The 18,944-nt window shown below is 73.1% G+C and carries 9 protein-coding genes; 8 read left to right on the plus strand and 1 reads right to left on the minus strand.

Annotated elements, in window-relative coordinates; translation table 11 throughout:
- Positions 1-11: 11 nt before the first annotated feature.
- The 8 genes from AB0C27_RS45695 to AB0C27_RS45730 all read left to right on the plus strand — a co-directional run bounded on the left by AB0C27_RS45695 (position 12) and on the right by AB0C27_RS45730 (position 16,718).
- Positions 12-10,394 (plus strand): hypothetical protein, encoded by a 10,383-nt coding sequence (locus AB0C27_RS45695; protein ID WP_357858886.1) that lies wholly within the window; start codon positions 12-14, stop codon positions 10,392-10,394.
- A 38-nt stretch (positions 10,395-10,432) separates the two neighbouring features.
- Positions 10,433-10,957: a hypothetical protein gene (locus tag AB0C27_RS45700; protein ID WP_357858889.1), complete on the plus strand. Its 525-nt coding sequence runs from the start codon at positions 10,433-10,435 to the stop codon at positions 10,955-10,957.
- Positions 10,950-11,606 carry a hypothetical protein gene (locus AB0C27_RS45705; protein ID WP_357858892.1) on the plus strand — a complete coding sequence of 219 codons (657 nt, stop codon included), beginning with the start codon at positions 10,950-10,952 and terminating at the stop codon, positions 11,604-11,606. Before AB0C27_RS45700 ends, AB0C27_RS45705 begins: the two co-directional genes overlap by 8 nt.
- 317 nt (positions 11,607-11,923) lie before the next feature.
- Positions 11,924-12,988, plus strand: coding sequence for an ABC transporter substrate-binding protein (locus AB0C27_RS45710; RefSeq protein WP_357858895.1), 1,065 nt, complete (start codon positions 11,924-11,926; stop codon positions 12,986-12,988).
- Positions 12,985-13,875, plus strand: a complete 891-nt coding sequence (locus AB0C27_RS45715; protein WP_357858898.1) for an ABC transporter permease — start codon at positions 12,985-12,987, stop codon at positions 13,873-13,875. Before AB0C27_RS45710 ends, AB0C27_RS45715 begins: the two co-directional genes overlap by 4 nt.
- On the plus strand, positions 13,851-14,771 hold the full coding sequence (locus AB0C27_RS45720) for an ABC transporter ATP-binding protein (protein WP_357858901.1): 921 nt from the start codon (positions 13,851-13,853) through the stop codon (positions 14,769-14,771). Before AB0C27_RS45715 ends, AB0C27_RS45720 begins: the two co-directional genes overlap by 25 nt.
- A gap of 264 nt (positions 14,772-15,035) precedes the next feature.
- Positions 15,036-16,376, plus strand: coding sequence for a lanthionine synthetase LanC family protein (locus AB0C27_RS45725; protein ID WP_357858904.1), 1,341 nt, complete (start codon positions 15,036-15,038; stop codon positions 16,374-16,376).
- A 24-nt stretch (positions 16,377-16,400) separates the two neighbouring features.
- Positions 16,401-16,718 (plus strand): antibiotic biosynthesis monooxygenase family protein, encoded by a 318-nt coding sequence (locus tag AB0C27_RS45730; RefSeq protein WP_357858907.1) that lies wholly within the window; start codon positions 16,401-16,403, stop codon positions 16,716-16,718.
- Positions 16,719-16,883: 165 nt separating this feature from the next.
- Here AB0C27_RS45730 and AB0C27_RS45735 read toward each other — a convergent pair whose 3' ends face one another.
- Positions 16,884-18,797 carry an Ig domain-containing protein gene (locus AB0C27_RS45735; protein ID WP_357858910.1) on the minus strand — a complete coding sequence of 638 codons (1,914 nt, stop codon included), beginning with the start codon at positions 18,795-18,797 and terminating at the stop codon, positions 16,884-16,886.
- Positions 18,798-18,944: the final 147 nt, after the last annotated feature.

Below are 18,944 nucleotides of genomic sequence, written 5' to 3' on the forward strand. Positions count from 1 at the left end.
GGCACCCGGGCATGACGCACACGGGCGGAATCGACGTCCAGGACACGGGGGACCGGCCGAGCCGGGGGCGCGCCGTCACCATCGACAGCGACATCCGCCCCGTCTGGGAGACCGAGGCGTTACCCGGCTGGGTGGTCTACTGGCTGATCCCCATGCTGTCCGCCGGCCAGAAATGGCCCGAGGCGACCGAGAGCGGGCTGTCGCAGCTGGCGCGGGCGTACGAGGCGCTGGCCGACGGGGCCTCCGGCTCGGCCGGGCCCGCGGGCTCCGCCGCGCGCACCGTCGTCACCGGCTGGGCCTCGCCCGCCACCGCCAACTTCGTCACCAGGATCAAGACCCTGTACGGCGACGACGGCATCTCCGGCGTCGACCGCAACGCGCGGGCCTACGCGCAGCAGGCCAACGACTTCGCCGTGGAGACGCAGTACTCCAAGCTCTCCATCAACGTGGCGTTCTGGATCACGGTCATCGCCATCGGCATCGCCATCATCGTCTCCTTCTTCAGCGCCGGGGCCTCCACCGCGCTCATCGGCCCGTACGCGGCCGGCGCCCGCGCCGCGCTGAGCCGCATCCTCGTCCGGCTCGCGACCGTGGCCGGCCGCGAGGTCGGCGCCACCAGGCTGGCCCGGGTGGCCGTGCTCAGCGGCGCCACCGGGCGCGGCGCCATCGTCCGGCTGCTGGCCTCGCCGATCGGCAGGGAACTCATCGAGGAGATCGGCGAGGAGTTCTTCATCGACGCGGCGGCCCAGTACCAGCAGATCAAGATGGGCACCCGCCAGGAGTGGGACTGGCAGAAGTCCGCCGCCTCGATCGTCGGAGCGGGCACCGGCGCCGTCATCGGCACCCGCCTGTCCGGGCCCGTCTCCCGCCTCACCAGCAGCGTCCCAGGCTTCACCGGCCGCGCCCTCACCACCGGCTTGACGAACACGATCGCCTCCCCGGTGGGCAGCTTCATCGCCAACGGCGTCGTGTACGGGCAGTTGCAGAACCCGTTCACCGCCGACTCGCTGGCGGGCGGCTTCCTCGGCGGCGCGGGGCGGACCGGCAGCATCAGCCCGTTCAACCCGGACGTCGCCTCCGCCCTGGCCCACCCGCTGAGCACGCTAGCCGCCGCGCACTCCGCCGCCGCCAGGACCGACGCGGCCCGCGCGGACGCCGGCCCGGGCGCCGGCCCCGGGACCGGTCCCGGCCCTGGCACCGGCCCCGGTGGCCCGAACTCCCCGGACGGCCCCCAGGCGCCGACCGGTCCCGGGGCCGGGGGTCCCGCCTCGGGCGGCCGGGCCGGCAACCAGGCGGCCACCCGGATCCCCGACCAGGCCGGCGTGCCCGCCCAGCGCACCGCCTCGTCTTCCGCACCGCAGGGCGGCCGGCCGTCGATGCCCGACGCCGACCCGTCCGCGCCCCGCCGCGCCCCGTCCACCCCCGACACGACACCGGACCCGGCCCCCCGACCGGCCCCGGACCCGGAGGCGACCCCAGAACCGGAGCCGAGTCCGGAGCCGGTCATGAACGCGGACCCGGCCGCGAACCCGACCGCGAACTCGACTGGGGACCCAGCCGCAGACCAGGGAGCGGACCAGGGCGCCGGCCGCCGGCCCGGCACGGCCGACCACGAGCCGTCGCCCCTGGCCACCGCCGACACCCCCGCCCAGGCCGACCCCGAGGCGCCCGTCCGAGGCGCGACGGCACAGGACGGCGGCGCGCCCGCCGTCGGTGACACGGCCTCCCAGCCGGACAGCGCCGCACAGAACGGGCCCGCTCAAAACGGCCAGAACCAGGATGGGTCCGCTCAGAGCGGTCCGAATCATGATGGTGCCGCTCAGAATGGCCCGGCTCATGATGGGTCCGCACAGAACGGACCGGCGTCCCGAGGCGAGCCGCGTCAAGCGGACGCCACGCCGGTGGGGGAGCCCGGCGACGGCCGCGACCGGACCCAGGGCGCCGCGGTGCCCGCCGCGGCCCAGCTGACGCCGGCGGGCCGGGCGCGGACGGCGCTCGTGGACGCGATCGGCACGAACTTCCCGAACGCGGTGATGGGCCCCGCGGGCGACCTCATCGTCCCGGTCCCCGGCGGGACCCGGGTCCTCCCGGCCGCCACACTGAGCCGCATCGGCGCCCTGCTCCACGCCCGCGCCACCGAGGTGCAGAATCAGGCGGACCTGGAGGTGGAGGCGGCCTCGCTGCTCCTGGTCGCCCAGGCCGACGACCGATTCTCCTCAGCGGCCCCGGAAGGCGGCCCGGACACGGGCCCGGACAGCGGCCTGAACGGGGGCCAGAACACGTCCCCGCGCACCGGCCCTGACACGTCCCAGCAAGGCGTCCACGACACGGCGCCCCGCACCGGCCCCGACACGGCCCCGCGCGGCGCCCCGGACGCCGCCCAGTCCCCGGACACCGCACAACCTCAGGGCAGCGCGGCGGCTCCCATGCTGGCGAGCGCCCCCGGGACCGTGACCTCCCAGCCGGTGCCCGGCACCGGCTACGTCCCCGGCACCCGCACCGGCCCCGACCTGACCACCGACGAGGCCCGCGACGCCATCGCGGACCTGCGACCCGACCACTTCGGCGACGAGGACGTCCAGGCGCTGGCCTGGTCCCCGGACGGCACGACCCTGATGGTCACCACCGGCGACGGCCAGACGCACCGCTTCCACCCGGTCGTGGGCGGCCTCGACTCCCGTCTGATGGGCCAGACGGAGCTGAAGCAGGGCATCGACGACCCGCACGTCGTCCACTTCAACCCCCGCGTCGCCTCCGACCAGCTGCCCAGGCTATGGCTGCACGAGATCACCGACACCCTCCAGCGGCTGCAGGCCACCCGGCAGAGCTCGAGCCAGGGGGTCCTGCGACGGGTGCTGCCCGGCAACCGGCCCTCCCGCGACGAGTGCGTGCCCGCCCGGCGCAACGAGCTGGCGTACCTGACCGAGCAGTGGCGGCGGGCCCGCACGCTGCCCGAGAAGCGCCGCCTGGCCGTGGACATCGACGGCGTCATGCGCGAGCTGCAGGAGCACGGGGACACCCCGCCCGCCCCGCCCTGGGCCCCGAGCAACGACGGCCGCCCGGCCCACGCGCCGTCCGTACCCGGCGATCCGCTCACCGCCGACGTGGCGGCGGTCGTCACGGCGCTGGAAGGCGCGGAACGGGCACTCCAGCAGCAGATCGCCTCGAAGCGGGCGAGCGCGGAGAACGCCCGCCAGGAGGCGAAGAAGGCCAGGCGTTCGGCGCGCAGGACGCTGAACCACCACGACTCCGGCCGCTACGAACGTGCCCGCCAGTCCAAGCGGGAGGCCCGCGGTCACCGCAACACGCAGGCCAGGCACACCAGGATCGCCGACGCCTACGAGGCCGCGCTGGCGGAGGCCACCCGCGCCAGGCAGGTGTACGAGCAACTGGCAGGCGCGCTGCGCTTCGCCTCGACGCCCCCGGCACCGGGCGAGGTCAGCATGGCCGACATCGCCGCGCGCCTGGCCAGGCAGGCCGCGGAGCAGCACCAGCGCTACCTCGACGCGCTGGCCGCCGCGCTGCCGCAGGAGGTCGCCCTGTCGGCCTCGCTGCCCGCGGGCCGGCTGGCGCACCTCGGCGCGCTCACCAGCACGGTCAACACCATGCTCGAACGCGAGGGGATCGCCAAGCAGTACACCCCCGAAGAGCTCGGGCGGGCCATCAGGGCGGACTTCCACAAGGTCGTCACACAGGAAGGAGTCGTGCTGCGCACCGGCCACGGAAAGTCGGCCTCCGAGCTGCGCATCCGGCTCACGCTCTCCGACCTGGTCGAGGTGATCGACCCGGCCGTGAAGGCGTCCGAGATGATGGTCGGCATCTTCTTCCAGGCCGGCCGGACGGTCACCGCGACCGAGTCGGGCAGCGCCGGCGTGTTCGGCAACCTCAACACCAGCGGGCTCGCCCAGATGCTGCCCGAGGGCCAGTGGACGCGCATGGTGGGCGAGCTGGTCGGCCTCGGCCTGGGCGCGAGCGCCGGGCGGAGCTGGTCGGCGTCGGGCGGGGCGGGCATGTACGCCCAGGGCGGCTCGGTCTCCGACAACCGCAGCGAGTCCCTGCTGCTCGACGCGGCCGCCACGTGGACGGTCGAGATCCGCACCGGACGCGACGAGGCCTGGCGCGACACCACCACGGTCACTTCGGGCCTGCCCGGCGACAGCCCCGCCCAGCGCCTGTGGGTGTCGCACTCCTACACCGACCAGCCGCCGCGCAAGCTGGTCTGGGTCGACGACGCGCGCCGCACCCGCTCGCTGCCCAACCACGTCGTCACCGGCATGACCGGCCTGGAGGAGGCCCTCGACGCGCTCGCCGGCCGGCTCGGCGGCGATTTCGCCCAGATCGGCACGAACTCCCGCTCCAACCTGCGCAAGTTCATCACCGAGGAGCTGCCGAGCCGGCTGCGGGAGGCGACGGACAAGGGCATCGACCGGGTCATCGACGTGGACGGCAAGCCCCAGGTCCGCATCAAGGTCAAGACCGAGGTCGTCCTGGTCGCGAGCCGCCCGGTCGGCGGGCCGAGCAACCAGGAGTGGGAGGAGGAGGTGCTCGTCGACTTCGCGGCCTCGCCCGGCGGGGCCTCCTCCGGCGGGTCGCTGGAGGCCAACTCCTCCGCCGGGCTGAACATCCCCGGGCTGCAGCAGGTCGACATCATGGCGGGGTACGACCCGGCGATCGGGCCCCGGCTGAAGGGAGCGCGGTCGGCGTCGCAGACGTACTCGGCGACGGCCAACGGCCAGGCCATCCATCCGACCGTGCTCAGGTTCACCCGGCCCACCCAGGGCTACCGGCTGGAGCTGCGGCACACGTTCACCGTGGAGAAGATCGGCGAGCCGCCGGTCACGCTGCCGCCGATGCGCGGCGACGCGCTCGTGCGCATGCAGGAGCGCCTCGCCTACCGGTTCGGCCTGCCCGTGGACGCCGCGGCGCGGATCCACGTGAACGGCAAGGTACTCACCGATGCCGACGGCAACGACGTGCTGCGCGGCGACCCCATGCCGGTGCCGATCAAGGGCCGCAAGACCGAGCTGCCGGAGATCATGGGCGACGGGCCCGGGCAGGTCCGCGGCGCGGGCCCCGGTATCGTGCACGAGATCTTCGAGATGGACGACGTCGCCGAGGACGTGCTCGGCCAGCTCGCCGACACCGGTCTGGTGCCCAGGATCGTGGACGGCATCCCGCAGTACGACTCCAACGAGCTCGTCCGCGCCAGCCAGGCGCTCAACCTCCAGGAGGTCCTCCAGCAGCTGTCCGAGCGGCGCCTGCGCACCGGCTACAGCCAGGCGGCACAGGACGGCCTCCTCATCGACCTGGTCGCGCACGGGCTCAACAGCGCACCCGACCACTACACCGTGCGCGTGTCGCTGAAACAGGACTTCAGCGACCGCGGCACGTACGTCGGCCTGAGCGAGGAGGACACGAACGTCGACCTCGACATCGGCACCGACACCTCCGCGCGGGCCATCAGCCGGTCCAGGACCTACAGCGGCGGTCCGTCCGCGAGCATGGGCGACGGCCCGGCGGAGGGCCACGACGGGCTGAAGCACGAGGTCGGGGTGAACGGCGGCGGCAACGTCACCCACACGGCCGGCTCCAGCACCGGCGGCACCGTCAACGTGGTGACGCTCGGGGAGACCAAGGGCGCCGTGGCGTTCATGGACGTCAAGCACAAGCTGGTCGTGGAACTCGTGCACGACGGCGAGGCGGAACTGCTGCTCTCCCGCGACGGCAAGGCGAGGATCGCGATACCCGTCGACCTCCTCCCGGTGGACGGCCCCGCCCAGAACGCCTCGGTGGGCAAGCCGACCCGCGCGCTGATGAGCCATGCCACGCTCCTGGCCATGGACGTGCGCGACGCGATGGCCGCGGCGCGGCGGGTGCTGCCCGCCGGGATGCGGGAGGACTCGCCCGCCTACCACCACATCGCGGCCTTCCTCAACACGCGCAACCTCGTCTCGCACCCCGAGCTGCTGGAGAGGCCGGTCAACAGCGACACGGCGACCCGGCCGCAGGGAGTCGCGCCCACCCAGTCGTCAGTGTCCGTGCAGGGCGAGCTCGGCGAGGCCGAGGTGATCGGCGTCGTCGACCACGTGGTCGGCAAGATCCTGTTCGGGCTGGGCAGCGCCGGAGTGTCGTGGGGCGCCTCGACCGGCCTGTCGGTCGGCGCTTCGACCGGCCTCAGCGACCTGGACGGCGGCGGCACGCAGAGCGACGGCGGCTCGCTCACGCTGCCCTCGCGCTCGGGAGGCACCTCGAACTCCACCTCCATCCTGGACATCTGGGGCACCGAGGAGCTGACGATCGAGTTCGGCCGCCAGTACATGCTCCGCGCCGACATGGACGTCACCCTCAGTGGCCAGGAGAGCCGCCCGAACGCGCTGCCCACGGAGGAGGGACGCATCCCCGCAGGCAAGCCGGGGACCACCGCCACCAAGGGCGCCGTCCTGTTCTCCATCCCCGAGTACGACGCGCTGCGCATGTACGCCGACGGAGACCTCGCACTCCCGCTGCACCTGGTCGCCGACGCCGTCGAACGCTTCCGCAACGGCAGCCTCACCCTGGACCGCACCCTCGCCGTGCCGCTCATCCACACCTACGTCAAGGCCCTGGCCGAGGCGCGCACCCGCGGCGAGGTCCCGCCGCTCGCCGAGAGGCACAGCGCCAAGCAACTGCTGAAGCCGCTCAGAAAGGTCACAGGACTCGCCCCCGAGACCACGCGGGTCAAGAAGGGTGAGGAGGAGACCCGGCTCGACGAGGTGCTGAACGAGGCCCAGGAGCTGATCCGGCGCAGCGAGGAGGTCGTGTTCGGGCCCCAGTACGAGAACGGCATGGGCTTGAGCGTCGTGGAGTCGTTCGACCTGACCAACGACCAGGACGAGGACGTCAACCTGCTGGACGCGGTCCTGCACGCCGTGAACGAGGCGATGCCCGGGGCCGAGGAGAACACGCCGACCCTGCGCAGGGAGGCGAGCGTCGACTTCGCCGGCGACCGGGCGCAGATCCGCATCCCGTCCATGTGGTCGGACAACGGCTTCGAGAAGACATACCACGTACAGAGCGGGCGGCCGGCGGACGGAGCCGAGGCGGTCACCGTACGGGTGCGGCTGGAGCCCGCGGAAGGAGCCGACCCCCGCAAGGGCAGATTCCTCGGCCACACCTCCGACTCCGGCATCATCATCCAGCGTTACCGCTACACCGACCTGTCGCACGTAGCGGGGTACAACGGCTCCTACTCCGCCGGCGCCGACACCTCCAGCACCGACGACGGGGACGGGGGCGGCTTCGGCCTGTCCACCGATCGCGGCCGCTCCTTCTCCAGCACCAGCAACGAGCAGGGAACGCGGCTGCAGCGCATCGGCCTGTTCAACGGCCTCGACCGCGTGGAGCAGGACATGGTCCTGGTCATCGAGGTCGAGCGCAAGCCGGCCCGGGTCAGGACCGCGCCGGGCGCGACCCGCAGGGCCCGCGCCGCCGCCGCGATCAAGGCCGCGGCCGAGCGGGTCCGCCGCCGTCCCAAGGTGCTCCCCGTCCGGTACGACGCCAAGCTCGTCCGCCGCCTGCCCACCGGCATGGTCAGGCCCGCGAACGAGGACCCCGGCCCGCTCGTCACCGTGACCGACCCCCGGCGGGTCGAGCTGCACTCCGGCCACTTCGTCGAGACGCTGCGGCAGGACCCCGCCAGGCCCACCCTCCTCGAGGTCGTCACCGCCCAGCTGGGCAAGATGCTGGGCCGCAACACGGTCGCAGAACGCCGGGCCGAGCTCGTCGCCAGGCTCGACCCGTCCGCGCTGATCAGCGGCTTCGAGCGGATGGCCGGGCCGGGCGGCGACACCGTCGTCCGGATGGCCAGGCAGAAGTTCAAGGACCAGGGCGCCGATGTCACGATCAGCGCTCGCCTGTCCGACCTCACCGTCGTGGCCGGGCCGTTCGACGCCGAGAAGGGCGACGTGGACAGGAAGGCCGACGCCCAGAACATCAGCGTGTCGCGCAGCCGCGTCCTGCCCGTGGCCGGGAACGTCTCCATGAAGACCGGACTGGGCATCGACTACGGCACCAGGGCCGGCGAGCAGTCGTCGGAGACCGTGAACGACCACCACGGGGCGCGGCGCGAACGCAGCAGGTTCGTGCGCGGCAAGGTCTACACCGTGCGGATGCGGGTCGACTACGACCTCGTCTTCCAGCACGTGGCCCGGCTGCGCAACGGCGACGTACGGCCCGTCGGCGACGCGGTCCGCATGCCGGGCGCGAGCGGCGGCGAGGTGGACGTGACCCTCTTCGCCGAGGAACTCGAGGAGCTGCTCGATCGGATGGAGTCGGGCGTGCGCATCGGGCCCGAGTCCGACGTGTCGCACACTTTCCCGTTCGTGCCCGCCTCCGGACGCCAAGGGCTCATCCAGGTGCTCGGCGACGCCCGCCTGGCCGCCAGGGAACGCGGGGCGGCGGCGGTCGTCGCGGTACGTGAGCCGGACGGCCTGCACCGCTACGTCGCCTACCCCGACGGCAGGATCACCAGCCGCACCCCCGACGGAGGCTTCGCCGAGGCGTTCTCCACCCTTCCGCCCGGCCTGCTGGAGGCCGCGGACCAGCTCCGCAACCCCCGGCTGGACCTGCGGCAGGTCTTCCTGACCTCGGAAGCGGAGGGCACGTTCGCCGACCAGCTGACCGCCGCGCTCCGCGACCGCGGCGCCCTCCCGCCCGCGCCCGCCGCGCCCGCCTGGCCCGCCGCCACAGGGCCGTCGCACGCGTCGGCCGGAGGCAGCGTCGCCCAGGGGCTCACCGGCGGGTCGGCGAGCTCGGGGCCCGCGCACGCGGCCACGGACCAGGCGATCGCCGGAACCCCCTTCGACGCCGCGGCCAGGCCGGAAGGAACCCCGGACCTGACCCTCACCGAGGTGCGCGCCCAGCCCCTCTCGGCCGCCGACTTCGGCGGGGCGGTGGCGAACGCGCGCTGGGCCGGCGGAGACCGGATCGTCCTGCAGTTCACCGGCTCGCCAGACCAGCACGTCCAGGTGCTGGTCGAGGACCCGGGCGCCGGGCTGCTCGGCCGTACGGACCTGCGGGCCGGCACCGCCGCCGACCCGCACGTCATGCGGATCGGGCCGAGGGTGGACCCGCAGGTCGTGTCCTCGGTGCTGGTGCACGAGATCTCGCACGCCGCCCAGGCGAGCGCCGCGACGGCGGCCGGAGCCCGGCAGGGAGTCGTCCGGCCGTCGCTGTCGCACGACGTGGCGGAGGGCACGGACCACTGCCTGGTGCCGCGCCTGGACGAGCACGCCCACCTGTCACGCAAGTGGCGGGCGGAGGAGGACCCGGCCGCGCGGTCGCGGCTGGCGGAGGCGATCGGCGCCCTCGCCGCTGACATCGAGCGCCGCGGCCACACCCCGCCGCCCCCGCCCTGGGGCACGGGCCCGCACCGGCCGGCGCGCGACGGACAGGAAGGCCCGCTGGCCCGGCTCCGCGGCCTGATCGACGCCGTCACGCGGCAGGAGCCCGCGCCCGGCCGTGGCCGCTCCCTGGCGTCCCTGCTGGGCGGCACGGAGACAGACGCCAGGACGACCGCGGCCGAAGTCCGCTCCGAGGTACGCAGGGCGGGCCTGGCGGAGGACCAGCCGGGCGCGGCGGCCAGGACGATCTTCCTGGCGCGGGCGGGCGAGCTGACCCAGGAGCAGATCGCGGCGATCCGCGGTCCCGTGGCGCTGCCCGAGATAGCCGCCGCCAAGGCGTTCGAACGCGGCGCCGCCCTCCTGGGCGCCCGCGTCCGCACGCACGGCCCCGGCCTGCTGGACATCCAGGTGCCGGGCCACCCGCCCATCGCCGTCGAGATCCAGCCCGCCGGCCGCGCAACGCCCCCCGACGCCGCCGCTCAGGGCGGGCCTGCCCAGGGGGTGCCTGCCCAAGGAGTTCCTGCCCAAGGGGGTCCTGCTCAGCATGGAGCCGCGCAGAACGGGCCCGCTCAGGACGTGGGCGTGCTGACGTTCCAGGTGGACGATCACCGCACGATCGGCGCGAACGAGCGCGCCGCCGCCGCTACGGCGGCCGCCGCCGTGGCACGGGCCATGGGCCTGAATGCCGCGGATCACGCCAAGCTGGCCGAGGTGTACGAGGCCGCGCGCCAGGTCCGCACCGCCACCGCCGCCCAGCGCCCCGGACGGCTGGGCGTCCTGCGCGACCTGGCCGCCACCGTCCCGTTCCACCTCGTGCCCGCTCCCATGGCCGCGCACCTGACCACGCTGCTGGAGACGAGCCGCCGCCCCGCGGCGCGGCACGCGTACTGGGAGCGGATGCGCCGCCTCAACGACGGCACCGGCCTCCTGCCACCGGAGGAGGAGTGCCGCTGCCCCGCGGACGGCCCCTGCGGGTGCGGCCTGCGGGCGTGGACCGGCCGGGTACGGGCATGATGGGAACCCCGACCACACCCCGAGGAGAGAAGACGGAGATGACCTTCGCGGTAGCGCGGACGAGGGATGAGGCCCACCTCTACCTCGACCTGCACCCATGCACCTGCGGTTCGGTGGACACGACCTGGGAGAGCGGGATCGTCGGCGCCGCCGACGGGCCGGCCAACCGCTACAGCGGCGTCTGCGGGGAGTGCGGCAGGGACAGGGAGTTCGTCTTCGGCCTGCCCGAGCGCCCCGTGATGCCGGCGGGCTACCCGACCTTCGGGGGCCAGGAGCGGTCGCAGCTGCTCGACGCGGGGGAGTGGATGTGGGTGGCCGATCTGACCGCGGGCAACGTGCCGGTGGACGACGAGGCCGAGGCCAGACGCACGCTGGCGGTGGCCGCCGCGGCGGTGGAGGAGGTCGTCAAGTTCATCCCGCCGGGAGCGGAGGCGGTGCCCGACGACGGGTTCTGGTCGCCGCGAGGGCGGGAGGTACGCGCGGCCGAGCCCGGCAGGTTCCGGCTCGACCGGCTGCTGATCGTCCGCGACTCCTATCGCGATCTGGCGGCCCGGCATGCCTGATCACGACCCCGAGCACCCCGGGCCCGATCCTCGGCGCCAAGTCCCCGGCCGCGACCCGGACCAGGGGCCGGACCCCCGCCTTATCGACGATCTGGAACACGGTGCTGACGGGCCGGGGCCGGCGCGGAGCCTCGTGGAGGCGTACGTCTATCTCGACCTGGTGGCGCCGGGCGGCTCCGAGCAGGCGGCGGTCGCCGACGGGAGCGAGGGCTGGCTGGTGCGCGCCGGCGGCGTCGAGGTTCTCGTCCCCTACGAGGCGGAGGAGACGGCCAGGCAGGCGGAGGCGACGTTCGGCACGGGGCTGAGCGCGCTGCTCGACCCCGGCCAGTGGGTGCTGGTCGCGTCCACGTACGCGAGCAGGGCTCTGGAAGGCGGTCTTCTGCTCGCCGAGGACCCGTCCGACCCGGAGGGGCTCGACACCGTCGCCGCCGACTGGTCCTTCGCCGCCGACGCCATCGCGGAGGCGCTCAAGTTCGTCCCCGAGGGCGACGCGGGCGCTGACGGGCCGGATCCCGAGTCCTTCTGGACGGAGATGGGCCGCTCGGCCCGCGACGCAGCGCCCGGCCGCTTCACCCGGGCCAAGCTGGAGAGCGACCTCGCCTTCTACCGCCAGAACCTCGCCGACCTCCACCGCCTGCACGCCGACTGACCAGCGGCTTCTCCGACCGGCCCGCATGCGGACCGACCCCGATCCTCTCTGGGAACGTCCGTGCCGGTCGGTAAGCCTGCGCCGGTTCTTGCGCGATCAAATCATGTATATCTGGTAGGAAATGTTGACTTAGTGGCTCGGGGCTCGTAGCTTCATGGTCATGAGCCAGGGCCTTCGCCTGACCCGGCGCCCGCACGTGGACTTCGGTCACGTCGCCAGCGCGCAGTGTCGCTGATCACAGAGTGGAACGATCCGCCCGCACCCTCCCGTACGGGCCGAACACCCCTGTCCGCGACGACCCCAAGAGGACCAGCCACATGTCTGCCCCCTCCCAGAGACCTGCCGCGAGAGGACCGGCGGCGCTCGCCGCGACCGTCCTGATCGCCCTCCTGACCGCCTGCGCCGCCCCAGAGAGCGGGAAAGCGGCCCTCGCCGCCGACGCGCCGCTGCCGGCCACCGTCCCCGCCGGCACCAAGCTGATCATCGGCGACCCTCCGACCAAGGTGGCGCTCCAGTTGTCCGGCGAGATCGACAAGTTCTCGTTCGACGTCGAATGGGCCAACCTCAGCGGCGGCCCCCAGACCAGCGAGGCGTTCAGGGCCGACGCCCTCGACGTCGGCGCGGTCGCGGAGATCCCGCCCATCCACGCGAACTGGACCGGCCTGCCCGTCAAGATCGTCGCCTCCAGGTTCCGCAAGGACCCCCTCACCCACCCCACGTACGAGCTCGGCATCGCCCCCGGCGTGAACGTGCGGACCCTGGCCGACCTGCGCGGCAAGAAGATCGCCTACAGCCCCGGTCAGGCCCAGGGCGCGCTCGTGCTCAAGGTGCTCAAGCACGCGGGACTGACCAAGAACGACGTCACCCTCGTCGAGCTGCCGAGCACCGGCGACGTCTACCCCAACGCGCTGGCCTCCAGGCAGGTCGACGTGGCGCCGATCGGCGGCGTCAACATCAAGCGCTACACCGCCAAGTTCGGCAGGGACGGCGCCACGACCGTCGCCCACGGGCTGCGCGACGACCCCGGCCACCTCTACGTCCGCACGGCCACCCTCCAGGACCCGGCCAAGGCCGCCGCCATCCGTGAATACGTCGCCGCCTGGGCCCGCGCCGCCCGCTGGGTCTACGAGCACCCGAAGGAGTGGATCGAGGGCTACTACGTCAAGGACCAGGGCCTCACGGCCGCCGACGGGCAGTATCTCATCGAGCTGGCCGGCGAGCCCGACATCCCGGCCGACTGGTCCCAGGCCATCGCCAGGCACCAGGAGACCATCGACATCCTGGCCGCCGAGACGGGCAACCCGCCGCTGAAGGCCCAGGACCTGTACGACCTGCGCTACCAGGCCGTCGGCGCCGAGGCGATCGGCGGCGGTGCCCGATGACCCTCCTCGACTCACCCCGCGACTCCGGCCCCGACGCTGGGAGTGCCGCCGAGCCTGGGGGCGACTCCCGGCGCGACGAACGTCCCGCGACCCCCGCCCGCTCGCGAACTCGTCGCCGGTTGCGGCCGGGGCGGCGGATCAGGTTCGGGTTCCTGCTGGGGCCGTTCCTGCTGCTCGCCCTCTGGACGGCCGCCTCGGCCACCGGCTGGCTCGACCCGCGCTTCCTGTCCCCGCCTTGGGACGTGATCGGCACCGCCGCCGAGCTGACCGGGACCGGCCGCCTCCAGGACAACCTGCTGGCCTCGGTCGGCCGAGTGGCGCTCGGCCTGGCCATCGGCGTGCCGCTCGGGCTGGTGCTCGCGCTCGTCTCCGGGCTCAGCCGCTGGGGCGAAGCCGTCATCGACGGGCCCGTGCAGATCAAGCGGGCGATCCCGTCGCTGGCGCTGATGCCGCTGCTCATCCTGTGGCTCGGCATCGGCGAGGGCATGAAGATCACCGTCATCGCCGTCGGCGTGCTCGTGCCGATCTACATCCACACGCACAACGGCCTGCGCGGCATCGACAGCCGTTACGTCGAGCTGGCCGAGACCGTCGATCTCGGGCGCGGCGCGTTCATCGGGAAGGTGGTCCTGCCGGGGGCGCTGCCGGGTTTCCTGCTCGGGCTGCGCTTCGCGGTCACGACGGCCTGGCTGTTCCTGGTGGTGGCCGAGCTCATCAACTCCACCAGCGGCATCGGTTACATGATGGATCTGGCGCGCACGTACGGGCAGACCGACGTCATCCTCGTCGGCCTCGTCCTGTACGGGCTGCTCGGCCTGTTCTCCGACGCCGCGGTGCGGATCGTGGAGAGGAGGGCGTTGTCATGGCGGCGCACGCTGGCGAGCTGACCCGCGTCAAGGGCCTGACCCGCGTCTACGGGGAGCGGGCGGTGCTCGACGGGCTGGACCTGGAGCTGGCGCCCGGCGAGTTCGTCGCCCTGCTCGGCCGCAGCGGCTCCGGCAAGAGCACCCTGCTGCGTGCCCTGGCCGGCCTGGACGGCGACCTGACGGACGGCCATTCGAGCCGTCGTCAGGGCAGCCGGACAGGCGGCCGGACCGGTGGGGCACGCGGCTGGACACGTGTCCGATCGGGCGGCCGGTCGGACAGCGGCTCGGGAAGCGGCTCGGGCGGGCGGTCCGATGACCGGGCACACGACAGAACAGGCGTCCGGCCGGGTAGCCGGGTGAGCGGAGGCACGGTCGAGGTGCCCGATCAGGTGTCGGTGGTGTTCCAGGACGCCAGGCTGCTGCCCTGGCAGCGGGTGCTCCCGAACGTCGTCCTCGGCCTGCCCCCGGGCGCCGAGCGGCGCGGACGGGAGAGCCTGGCCGAGGTAGGGCTGGCCGGCCGTGAGCGCGCCTGGCCGAACGAGCTGTCCGGCGGCGAGCAGCAGCGCGTCGCGCTGGCCCGCTCCCTGGTACGCGAGCCCCGCCTGCTCCTGGCCGACGAGCCCTTCGGTGCGCTCGACGCGCTGACCAGGCTCAAGATGCACGCCCTGCTGCGCCGCCTGTACGAGCAGCACCGCCCGTCCGTGCTCCTGGTCACCCACGACGTGGACGAGGCCATCGCCCTGGCCGACCGCGTGCTCGTCCTGGACGACGGCAGGATCGCGACCGAACAGCGACTCGACGGCGGCGCGCGCCACGCCGAACTCAGAGCCGTCCTGCTGCGAGCCTTGGGCGTGACAGGCGACGACCGCGACGCACCCGCCCGCGATGCGGCCGTTCGTGAAGACGGCCGCCCATGACGGCGGGTCAGTGTGTGAGAACGGACGCTGTGGCGGTAGATGTCGTGACATGGCAACCCGTAGTGGCTGGCCGTACGGACGGAAGGAGGCCGATCGCGATGGAGGATGATCGTGACGGGTCACGGTGACGAGACGATGGCGGCGGCGGGATCGGCGGAGCGGTGGGATGCCGCCATACTGGTACGGTCCGCCGAAGCCGCCGGGTGACTGCACGAAATCCCGGAATTCCCAGTATTCCTACTCAACCTATGGGAAAATAAGGGCATGAGTCTCGAGGAGATGCGCGCGTCGAGCGCCCGCGCCGATTCCCCGCTGACCGCCGCCATCATGGCCGGCAGGTGGATCAGGTCGGCCGCGATCGACGACGAGCACGGCCGGCGCTGGCTGGCCAACCCCGACGCGCGCGGCGCCTCGGCGGTCACCTCCGAGCCCTGGTCTCTCTACTCGGGCGCGGCCGGCATCGTGCTGTTCTTCCTCGAACTCGCCACCGCCACCGGACACGAGGCCTACCTGGAGGATGCCAGGGCCGGCGCCCGCCGGCTCGCCGCCACCTGGCGCGAGCAGGACGACCTCACCCTCTACCACGGCCTGACCGGCGTCATGATCGCCCTCATGGAGGCCGGCTGGACGCTCGGCGAGGCCGAGTTCGAGGCGGAGGCGGCGGCCATCGCCGACCTCATCGTCCGCCGGGGCGTGGAGCAGAGCTCGGGCGACGGGGTGCAGTGGTCGCGGGACCCGGCGCAGCGCGGCGAGGGCGGCATCATCCTCGGGCTCCTCCGCGCCGCCACCCACCTCGGCGTGCCTGCGTACGAGGAGGCGGCGGTCGAGGCCGGGCGGCGCATCGCCCGGCTGCCCGTCCCCGGCCACCGCTTCGGCGACTGCGCCGACCTGCCCGTCGACGCCGTCACGCCGGGCTTCCTGGCCGGCACGTCCGGCACCGCGTTCCTGCTCGCCCGCCTGTACGGCGTAACAGGCGAGGACCGCTTCCTGCACGCCGCGCGCAGCGGCGCCGCCTTCGTGCGCGAGGTCAGCCACGTGACCGGCGCCTGCGCGGTCGTCCCGCACCACGTGCCGCAGGCCCGCGACCTGCACTACCTCGGGTTCTGCTCCGGCTCGGCGGGCGTGGCCAGGATGTTCTACGAGCTCTACCGGGTGGCGGGTGACCCCGGCGACCTGGAGTGGGCGGGACGGCTGGCGCACGGCATCGTGAGCAGCGGGGTGCCGCGACGCCGTACCGAGGGCTACTGGAACGTCGCCTGCCAGTGTTGCGGCACGGCCGGCGTGATCGAGCTGTTCGCCGGGCTGTGGGCCGCGACCGGCGAGGAGCGCCACCTCGAATACGCCCGCACGCTCGCCGCCGACCTGATCGGCCGGGCCACCGACCACAACGGGCAGGGCTACCGCTGGTACCAGGCGTACCGGCGGCTCCGGCCCGGTGAGGTGACGGCCGACACCGGCTACATGGTCGGCGCGGCCGGCATCGGCACGGCCCTGCTGCACCTCGACGCGGCCGGCCAGGCGGAGCACCCGCGCCGGGTCGTCCTGCTGCCCGACAACCCGTTCCCCGCCATCCCGCTCCCGTCCTCCCTGTTCACGGGCGACTGACCGGCGCCCGATAGGCTCGGCGCCGTGACCCGACAAGCCCGTTACGGAAAGTTCATCGCCCAGGACGGCCGGGGCCAGGAGCTCGCCGACCTCCTCCTGACCGCCGCCACCCGCCTGGAAGGCGAGGCCGGTTGTGAGCTGTACCTGGTCAACCGGCAGACCGACGCGCCCGACACCGTCTGGGTGACCGAGGTGTGGCGCAGCCAGGCCGACCTCGACGCCGCGCTCACGCAGGTCAGGGGCAGCTCGGAGGCCGCCGAGGCGTTCCGGCTGGTCAAGTCGGCCGAGATGATCGAGCTCGACCTGCTCGGCGGCGCGGGCCTGGCCCCCTCATCAGCTTGATCCCCTCGGGTCTGATCTCCTCGGGTCTGATCTCCTCAGGGGCCTGACCCGGCCGCGCTCAGACACTCCGGCGGGCGGCCGTCCCGGCGTCAGGCGCTCTGAGGCGCACGCATTCGCCGACGCCAGCGACCGTCAGGCGCACGCACTCGCCGACGCGGGCGGTCGTCAGGCGTACGCCTTCACCTCCAGCAGCCCGACCGACGCCGCGCCGCTCTGCAGCACCACCCTGAGCCTGGTGGTGCTCACGGCCTCGAACGTCACCCGGTTGTAGCGGTCGAGCGCGATCGGATACGTGCCGGGCACGTCGGCGTACGCGCTGCCGTTCCAGTACTGCAGCTTCCACGACGCGGGCAGCCGCACCCCCTGGCCGTCGTCGAAGAAGTACACCTCGGCCGAGCGCAGCGTGCGCGCCGACGGCCAGGTCAGCTCGGCCCACTGCGTGCCGGTCTGCGGCCAGGTGCCCCAGCGGCGGTTGACCGTGTCGTTCGACGAGGGCGGGTCGATGCCGTCGTTCAGCGCCGCCACGCTCTCCCAGGCGGAGGTGTAAGAGGCCGACGGAGTGGCGGACGCGGCCAGATTCGTCGCGCCGCCGGCTCCGACCGTGAGCGTGAAGGTCCTGCTCACCGGGGTGCTCAGCCGGTCGTAGTCCCTGAGTTGGACGGTGAAGGTGAAGGCGCCCGCCGCCGTGGGGGTGCCGGTGATCGCGCCGGCGAAGCGGTCGAGGGAGAGCCCGGCGGGCAGCGAGCCGCCGGTGACCTGCCAGTCGTAGAACGGGACGCCGCCCTTCGCGGCCAGTGTCTGCCGGTAGGCGGAGCCGGGCGTGGCCTGGGGGAGTGAGGTGGTGGTGATCGACGGTTCGAGGAACGGGGTGAGGTCGCGGTTGAGCGTCCAGCCCGCGTTCTCCGCCACCAGCAAGGCCAGCTTGGTCAGCATCCACCTGCGGGTGGGGAACAGGTGGTTCCAGCCGCCGCTCTGCCCGCTCAGCCGGTCCCAGTAGGGCTGGTCGCCGGGGATGTGGTAGCTGCCGTCGAGCGGCACGGCCCGGCCCTGGTACGCCACCACGTCGGGATCGTTGCCGCCGCCGGCCACGTACGAGCGCATCCCGGCCCAGTCGCTGTGGAAGGCGACCGCGTGGCCGTACTCGTGCATGACGAGCCCGTGCACATCGAGAACCGAGCCCTGGATGTCGGTCTTGTACCAGTCCTCGTCGGCCAGGGAGGTGAACAGCTGCTTGTTCGCCTCGTCGTACTCCAGGATCATCGCCGTCGAGCGGTGCAGCGGGCCCGCGACCTGCCTGCCGCCGCGCGTGCTGTAGCGGCCGTTGGCGGCCGGGTAACCGGTCGAGTACGGCGTCTGGATCCCCCGGAAGTGCACGTACATGCCGTTGTAGGCGGAGGCGTTGGTGACGTTGACGGTGTTCTGCCAGTCGTTGCCCGGCAGGTGGTTCGGCTCGGCGCCGGCCGCGACGGTGTCGAAGGGCTCCATGTCGAAGAAGCGGAACCAGTCCTTGACCGCCTCCTCGGCGGCCGTGCGCACGGCGGCGTCGCCGAAGTAGCCGGTGATGGTGTCGTGGCGATAGTCGAAGGCGAGAGGCAGTGACGGCTGCAGCGCCGTCTTCTCGTCCTGCTGCACGTGGATGGGCATCGACTGCTCGTACGTCGCCCCGCCCGCGTCCCTGGTCGTCAGCCGCAGCGTGTGCTGCTCGTCGGCGCCTGGGCCGCGCTTGGAGTGGATGGCCAGGCGGAAGATCCTGGACTCCGCGGCGTTCGCGAACGTCAGCGTCTTGGTCGCGCCGGTGGCGGTGAGCCGGCTGGGCAGGTCCATCATCAGCCGGGAGGTGCCCTCGGCCTTGAGGTCGATCGTGACGGGGAAGCGCACGTCGGCGGGCGGCCTGACGGTGAGCTCGACGTACGGGTTGGCCAGGTAGCCCTGCCAGTCCACCAGCTTGACGCCGTAGGAGTTGACCGTCCGGCCGAACAGGTCGACGACCTGCGCGGTGGGAGCGGCGTGGGCGGGCGGCGGGGTGCCGGCGACGAGGAAGGACGCGAGTAACGCGGCCACGGTGGCCAGTCGTCTCATGGGGAGCCTTTCTCCGGGTCCTCTGGGCGAAAAAACTGAAAGGTTTTCGGAAGCAAAACTCAGGAGGAGGCGTCTGTCAAGGCCGTTCTGCGATGTTGCAGCAAACGGCAATTAGCACTATTGGGAAAAGGTTTTCGGGCATCGGGA

The organism is Nonomuraea sp. NPDC048882, from assembly GCF_040649755.1.
GTDB lineage: Bacteria > Actinomycetota > Actinomycetes > Streptosporangiales > Streptosporangiaceae > Nonomuraea > Nonomuraea maheshkhaliensis.